This window comes from Pantoea sp. CTOTU50773 (assembly GCF_032082325.1).
Taxonomy (GTDB): Bacteria; Pseudomonadota; Gammaproteobacteria; order Enterobacterales; family Enterobacteriaceae; genus Pantoea; species Pantoea communis.
Window position 1 is genome coordinate 1 of sequence record NZ_DAMDQC010000247.1, and the last position, 4,003, is coordinate 4,003.

Sequence of the window (4,003 nt, forward strand, 5' to 3'; positions counted from 1 at the left end):
TCGTTCAAACGCCCGGCATAAGGCTGATAGCGCAATAACGATTCGATGTCACCGCGTGTCGCAAGTTGTCGCAGTGCACTGCGTAGACGGTCAGCTTGCTCTGGCAGGGAAGGGGTGTTGAAATTCAGATCTAATACATCTGGTGCAACTCGCTGTTGATCATCACTTGATCCCAGTGGGCGCAAAATTTCCCTGACAAAGGTTCCCCGACCGGTTTCTCCCCTCACCAGTCCCATGGCTTCCAGCTCACTGTAAATACGCGTTGCGGTGGCTAATGAGATAGCACGCTCGCTGGCGAGTGCTCTGTGCGTGGGCAATCGTGTCCCTGCGGGCAAATGGCCGAGTTGTATCGCGCTGGCGAATTCATCAACGATAACTTTATAGCGAGCCTTCATCCAATGTATCCATGACAATTTTTTGATTGTCATTAATGCTGTCATTTACGCTTTAAAGCGTCAACGGTGGGTAAGTCAATGAATCAAGGTGGCGTTTATGGCGACTAGCAGCAACACAAGCGTATCTCACGCTAACCATTCTGGATTACAAGGATGGATGAGTGGATTTATCGGGATGGTTATTTTTAGTGGATCGTTACCGGCTACGCGTGTGGCGGTAAAAAGTTTCGATCCTTTTTTCCTGACTTTCATACGCGCTTCAATTGCAGGAGTGCTGGCGGTCCTGATCATTTTAGCCCTTCGACAACGCCGACCTGCGCCCGGACAGCTTTGTTCATTGCTGATTGTCGCGCTGGGTGTCGTGATAGGTTTTCCTTTGTTCACTGCGCTGGCGTTACAGCATGTCAGCTCAGCACATTCGATCGTTTTTATTGGATTGCTTCCCATGTCTACCGCGCTTTTTGCCGTGATTCGTGGAGGCGAACGACCACGAAGAGCATTTTGGTTGTTTTCCACTCTCGGTTGTCTATTGGTGATGGGGTTTACGCTGGTGCAGAGCGCAGCGGCATCACTGACCGGTGACCTCTTGATGTTAGCGGCGACGTTAGTGTGCGGCCTGGGTTATGCAGAAGGCGCAATGCTTTCTCGACACTTGGGTGGCTGGCAGGTCATATTCTGGTCACTGATCCTTTCACTGCCGATCATGTTGCTGGCAACAGTGATGACGGCTCCTCTCAGTTTTGAACCTGTTCAGGCGTCTGCATGGTGGGCTTTAGGATATGTATCGCTGTTCAGCATGCTGATTGGTTTCATCTTTTGGTACAGGGGGCTGGCAACCGGCGGTATCGCCAGCGTAGGACAACTGCAGCTGTTACAGCCTTTCTTTGGCCTGATTTTCTCAGCCTGATTACTTCATGAATCCATTCATCCATCCATGCTGGTGGTGACGGCAGCCGTTGTATGTTGTTTGGCCGCTGCACGTAAATTTGAGCGGTAGCTTTACAAAATCCTGACGAACCTTGCGCAGTTGTTAAGCGCAAGGTAAATATTCTTAAAATAAACCGCACTGCTCGCGGTTTTTCCCGTTAAACTGCTTTTCTTGTCGATCAGACTTTTCCAGTGAATGAATTATTACTCACCTGATGATAGCCATCTGAAGCGGCGTTCACAGCGCTTCGTTCGTCGTATGTTTATCATGCGCCAGCTTGGCACAATTTTATGTTTCTTCCCGATTCTCTCGGTATTGATGGAGATGCATCGCGGAGTGGCGTTCAGCGCCCTGTTATTTATCAATGCATTTATCTGGCCGTGGGTGGCTTATCGCCGGGCATTGCGTGCCGAAGACGCCACCGGCACCGAACGGCATAACTTAACGCTGGACGCGGCATTTGGCGGTATTTGGGTGGCGCTGATGGCGCTTAGCCCGTTGCCGTCATTTATCATTATGGCGGTGCTGGTCTCGGATCGTTATGCGGCAGGAGGCGCAGCGCAGTTAATCGCTGCCATGCAGGCTTTCCTCTGCGCTTTCGTTATGGTCTGGCTGGTGGATGGCGCGGGTGTCAATCTCACATTCAGTGCGCAAACCGTCTGGCTGACATTGCCGTTGGCAACCTGCTATATGCTGGTATTGAGCGTGACGTCCTACAATTTGACCTGGCAATTGCGTAAACGAAACCGTGAACTGGAGCGTATTGCGTTAATGGACCCTGGTCTGGAGATCCCTAACCGGCGTCTGTTTGAACGTCGTCTGGAGAGCGAATTCCTGAGTACGCGTCGTGGCGACAGCGCGGGCTATCTGCTGCTGATGGATCTTGATTACTTCAAGTCGGTGAATGATACCTGGGGCCACGAAGCCGGGGATTTTTTACTGGCAGAGATTTCGGCACTGCTTCGTAATCATGTGGGATTGCAGGATATTCCCGCGCGTTTCGGCGGTGATGAGCTGGGCGTGATCGTGCACCATGCGACCGATGAGACGGTGGTAGCGTTGGCAAATCGCTTAAAGGAAAAAATCGCTCAGGTGCGCCTGCCAGCGTCGGCGGAGTTTCGCTGCTCGGTGAGTATCGGCATTGCTTCAGCCGCCAACGCCGAGTCCTTGCGCCATTGGTTACGCCATGCAGATGAAGCGTTATACGAGGTAAAACGCGCCGGACGAAATGGTGTGCGGCTGTGGGTCCCGCCGCAACCACCGTTGGCCGGCGCCGCCTGATCAGGCAAACGTCGGTTCGCAGTTCACCGGGAAGTTGAGTGAATTGGCCACATAACAGGCCTCATGTGCCTGGTGATGTAACTCAAGCGCGCGATCCGCATCTGCCGGATCGCGCAGCGTAATGCGCGGTTTCAGCGTGATTTGCGTAAAACGACCCCGAGCCCCTTCTACCATGGTGCCTTCCGCGGCATCCTCATAAGCTTCCACCACAATTCCCGCGTCCGCGCACAGGTGCAAATACCACAGTTTGTGACAGGCGGAGGCCGAAGCCAGCAATAACTCTTCAGGATTCCAGCGCGTGGCATCGCCACGAAATGCCGGATCGGCGCTCAAAGGCATTATGGGTTTGCCGTCTGCCAGCATCTCACTGTTACGATCGTAAGCGGTGTAAGAGGAGGTGCCGGTGCCGCGATTGCCGGTCCAGCGGACCGTGACCTGATAGTGGTGTTCCCGTGCCATAGCTGAAGTTCCTTTTGTGGGGTAATCGGCGGTCAGTTTACTGTGTTTGCTGGCGTGGCGGGAAGGCTCCGATCAGCCACCGCGCGTCAAATCCTCAATATCCAGCGTTTCAGTCTGACAAATAGAGATCAGGCTGGCGGCTTCATCACTTAGCCGTACAAAGGTATGGCGCATCGTACTGTCGATGTAAGCGCTGTCACCTTGTGCCAGCCGCAGCGGTGCATAGAGCTGCGTATGCAACATCACTTCGCCTGACAAAACATAAATGAACTCTTCACCGGCATGCTGAGACCAGGCTTCCGGCGGCGGCAACTCGCGCGTCTCAATTCCCATCACCACCGGAATCATCCCTTTCACCAGCAGTTCAGCGGCATGCACTTCATAACGAAAATAGGGGTTGGTAAAGGCCAATCCTTTACCGGCCAGTGTGTAAGTGCGGCGGCCCTGAATGGCGGTGCTCGCCACCGAAGGCAGGGGCAACTCTTCGGCGAACAGTTCGGCCAGAGAGTAATCAAACGCGCTGGCAATCTTGGCAATGGTATCGAATGAAGCGGACACCTGGCCTTTTTCAATCTTCGAAAGTGTCGAAATCGACACGCCACTCAACTCGGCGACCTGCTCCAGCGTCAATTCTCGCGCCTGACGTATCGTTTTGATTCGCAGTCCAAAATCTTGTTCGCCGGTTAAGGCGGCGCCCAGCCCGGAGGCTTCATGCTGTCGGGTGGTTTTCATTGGCAATGATTCTTCTGCTAAGTGAACTGGACATTTAATTTCTCACATATGATAAAAATTATCACATAAGAAAATTGTATTGGTCTAAATGTGAGCAGAGTAGCAGTTTAAAAGAAAACTTCTGGGAGCTGCTATGAACATAACCACCATCGCCAGCATTAAACTGCCCGCGTTTTACGATAAAGCCCGCAACCTCAACAACCTGCTG

Annotated in this window: 4 protein-coding genes and 1 pseudogene; 2 read left to right on the forward strand and 3 right to left on the reverse strand. The window is 52.7% G+C overall.

Going from position 1 to position 4,003, the window contains the following annotated elements; genetic code table 11:
• Positions 1 to 395, reverse strand: a 395-nt coding sequence (locus RT340_RS22205) for a GntR family transcriptional regulator (RefSeq protein WP_313377829.1), incomplete at its 3' end; no start/stop codon positions are given.
• Positions 396 to 492: 97 nt separating this feature from the next.
• Between RT340_RS22205 and RT340_RS22210 the strand changes: the two are divergent.
• Together RT340_RS22210 and RT340_RS22215 are read left to right on the forward strand one after the other, a co-directional pair.
• Positions 493 to 1,392: pseudogene (locus tag RT340_RS22210) on the forward strand (DMT family transporter).
• A 126-nt stretch (positions 1,393 to 1,518) separates the two neighbouring features.
• A complete protein-coding gene (locus tag RT340_RS22215) occupies positions 1,519 to 2,604 on the forward strand; it encodes a diguanylate cyclase (RefSeq protein WP_211728770.1) in 1,086 nt (361 codons plus the stop codon).
• Here RT340_RS22215 and RT340_RS22220 read toward each other — a convergent pair whose 3' ends face one another.
• Positions 2,605 to 3,063 carry an OsmC family protein gene (locus RT340_RS22220; protein WP_097117671.1) on the reverse strand — a complete coding sequence of 153 codons (459 nt, stop codon included), beginning with the start codon at positions 3,061 to 3,063 and terminating at the stop codon, positions 2,605 to 2,607. It abuts the gene before it with no gap.
• A 72-nt stretch (positions 3,064 to 3,135) separates the two neighbouring features.
• The gene (locus RT340_RS22225; protein ID WP_034822430.1) at positions 3,136 to 3,795 is read right to left on the reverse strand and encodes a helix-turn-helix domain-containing protein; all 660 of its coding nucleotides are present in this window, start codon (positions 3,793 to 3,795) and stop codon (positions 3,136 to 3,138) included.
• Positions 3,796 to 4,003 lie beyond the last annotated feature (208 nt).